General features: G+C 61.6%; 3 protein-coding genes. All 3 read left to right on the top strand.

Annotation, left to right across the window (positions count from 1 at the left end):
- Positions 1–436 (top strand): acyltransferase family protein (locus tag AC1D00_RS35755; RefSeq protein ID WP_477013912.1); only part of this gene is annotated, 436 nt, incomplete at its 5' end.
- Positions 433–1,914: a lipopolysaccharide biosynthesis protein gene (locus AC1D00_RS35750; RefSeq protein ID WP_477013911.1), complete on the top strand. Its 1,482-nt coding sequence runs from the start codon at positions 433–435 to the stop codon at positions 1,912–1,914. The genes AC1D00_RS35755 and AC1D00_RS35750, both read left to right, overlap by 4 nt.
- Before the next feature lie 36 nt (positions 1,915–1,950).
- The coding region (locus AC1D00_RS35745) for a phosphoribosyltransferase (protein WP_477013910.1) at positions 1,951–2,639 on the top strand (689 nt) is incomplete at its 3' end.

Genomic DNA, 2,639 nt, shown 5'->3' with positions numbered 1-2,639 from the left:
TCTTGCGGGCCGCGCGGGTCTCGCTGCGGGCCTGGTCTGTGGCGCTGCGATGTATGCATGTTTGACGCTGTTCCATCCGTTCGTCGGGCTCGTTCCCGGCTTCCTGCTGTTCGGGATGGTGCTTGCGCCCGGCTCCGGCATCGCCAATGCGCTGAGCACGCCGGCGCTTCAGTTCCTGGGCAAGATCAGCTACAGCCTCTATCTCGTCCATCCGTTCGTGCTGTTTCCGCTGCAGGTGATCGGCCTGAAGCTGGTCGCGCTCGGCTTCGATCGCTGGCTGTTGTGGGCCGCTTTCATCGTTTTGGGCCTGATCTCTGCCCTCATCGCGAGCGCGGTGAGTTACGAGCTCATCGAAGTGCGGCTGCGGCGGGCACTGAATTCGTTTCGGCGTATTCTGTTTCCATCGCGCGCGGAAATCGGGAGCCCAGCCACGTGAGCGACATTGCGACACCGACTGGCTCGATGCGTGGACGGATCGGGAGAGGGGCCGCGTGGACGGCCGGCGGCCAGATGATTCGCACCGGAACCTCCATCGCGCAGGTGCTGGTGCTTTCGCACATGCTGCGGCCTTCGGACTTCGGCGTGGTGGCGATGTGCGCGCCTATTCTGGCGTTCATCACGCTGTTTCAGGATCTCGGGCTCAGCCAGGCGGCGATCCAGAAGGAGAAGATAACCCACGACGACGTGAACTTCCTGTTTTGGGTCAACGTCGGGGTATGCCTGCTGCTTGCGCTGGTTCTCGTCGGGTCCTCGCCGTTGGTAGCCGCGTTCTACGGCGATCAGCGCGTCATGGCCCTGATGGCGGCAATGAGCAGTACCGTGTTTCTTGCCGGCCTGACGGCGCAGCATTCGGCAATGCTTGGCAGGAAAATGCAGTTCAACCGCCTGGCCGCTATCGGCTCGGCGGGTGGGGTGATCGGGCTGGTCGTGTCGATCGGCGCCGCGCTCTGCGATTGGAGTTATTGGGCGCTGTTCGCGGGCACTTTCGCAACCTCGGTTTCGACGACGATTGGCACCTGGCTTGCCTCGGAGTGGCGGCCAAGCCGACCGAAGTCGAACGCCAACGCGAAGGAACTGCTTCGTTTCGGCGCGGGATTGACTGGATTCAATCTGGTCAATTTCTTCGCTCGCAATCTCGACAGCATCCTGATCGGCCGCTTCTGGGGCAGCAACGAGCTCGGCTACTATGACCGCGCGAACCGGTTGCTGCTGTTCCCGATGAGCCAGGTGATGAATCCCATGTCGCAGGTCATGGTGCCGGCTCTGTCGCGAATGACGGATCATCCGTCCCGCTACCGCAACGCCTTTCTGAAGTCGCTGTCGGCGGTCCTCCTCGTCATCCTGCCCGGTGTTGCCTTCGCGACCGCGACGGCCGATTACCTGATTCCACTTCTGCTCGGTCCGCAATGGACTGAAACCGCGGAGATATTCCGCGCGCTTGGCTTCGTCAGCCTTCTTCAATCGGTCAACAATCCGGCCGGCTGGCTGTTTGTCAGCCAGGGGCGGACCGGAGAATTCCTGCGATGGGGCATCGCCGGCTCGGTGCTGGTCGTGCTCGGGTTCGTCATCGGACTCAAGTTCGGGGCGGTCGGAATGGCGATCGCCTATGCGATCGCCGAATACATCAAGACCCCGTTGCTGTGGATGTATATCGGCAGGAAAGGTCCGGTCAGGACCAATGACGTCCTGACGTCGATTGGGCCATTTCTGCTGGCGGCGCATGGCGCGCTGCTCGCCGCCTGGCTTACTCACAAATACGTCGTGGCCGGAACTCTTGTGAACCTCATCATCAGCGCGATGGCCTGCGTGGCGGCCTATCTGATCCTCGTGCTGGTCTTCCGTAACAGCAGGCGGCTGGTTTTCGAATTGCTCGCAATCGCCAGGTCGCAGCTCGGTTTCGCCCCGGCGACCTAGTTTGCGATCGCCTCATCCTCTGCAAGGAGCAAAGTGGTGCACTACAGATCGGTAGCCGACCTCAACGACACGATCATGCAGAACTTCCATCGTCTGCCGCGCGACATCGACCTCGTCGTCGGGATACCGCGGAGCGGGATGCTCGCGGCGACGATGATAAGCCTCGTCGCGAATATTCCGATGACCGATCTCGATCGCTTCATTGAAGGCAAGACCCTCACCTCGGGCGTCACGAAGCGATGGGCGGGGCTGGACAAGGATGCTTCGCAGGTTCGCCGCGTCCTGGTGGTCGATGACAGCATCGACACCGGCCGGGCGATGCAGACCGCGCGCGAGCGGATCGCCGCCGCCGGCATTGCCAATGTGTCCGTCATGTTCGCCGCGATCTACGGCCTGACGGAGAACCAGGCCGGAGTCGACTTCACTTTCGAAACCGTGCCGCAACCGAGAATCTTCCAGTGGAACATTCTCCATCACGGCATGCTCGAAAAGGCATGTGTCGACATCGACGGCGTGCTGTGCCTCGATCCGACCGCCGAACAGAATGACGACGGCGTCGCCTATCAGAAATTCCTCTCGGAAGCCGTGCCGTTGCTGCGGATCACGCGGAAGATCGGTTATCTCGTGACCAGCCGGCTGGAAAAGTATCGTTCCCATACGGTCGAGTGGCTCGCGCGCACGGGAATTCAGTACAATCAGCTGATCATGCTGGATCTGCCATCGGC

This window comes from Bradyrhizobium sp. P2_E8 (genome assembly GCF_056403875.1).
This window is presented reverse-complemented; position numbering and strand designations above follow the sequence as displayed.